Here is a 316-nt window from a genome sequence, read left to right on the forward strand (position 1 = left end):
TCCCTCTGATGTCTTTTCACTATGCCAATTTACAATAATAAAAGGCGCATCCTTCACCTCAATTGCGATTTTTTCTACGGGTGTTTTTAAGTAAAACTGACCATCTTCGTTGCATAATACACTGGCAAAAAGTTTCACCATTGATTGACGGATAATTTCACTACCTGCGTAAAACCATTTACCTTGCTCATCAATCAATAATGATAACTGCCCGCAGTGAGCGGGCTGCCATTGTTCAAAAGGTTTGCTTGGCTCGCTGAGTTGCTTGCTAAGCTCGTTAAGTGAAATCACTGTTTTTTAAATGTCAGTGCAAAAG

At 39.6% G+C, this 316-nt stretch carries 1 protein-coding gene; it reads right to left on the reverse strand.

Annotation, left to right across the window (positions count from 1 at the left end):
• On the reverse strand, positions 1-291 hold a 291-nt coding region (locus AAEY75_RS14415), incomplete at its 3' end, for a DUF1285 domain-containing protein (RefSeq protein WP_352259944.1).
• Between the last annotated feature and the right edge of the window lie 25 nt (positions 292-316).

It is taken from the genome of Psychrobacter sp. TB55-MNA-CIBAN-0194, from assembly GCF_040309505.1.
Lineage (GTDB): Bacteria > Pseudomonadota > Gammaproteobacteria > Pseudomonadales > Moraxellaceae > Psychrobacter > Psychrobacter fozii.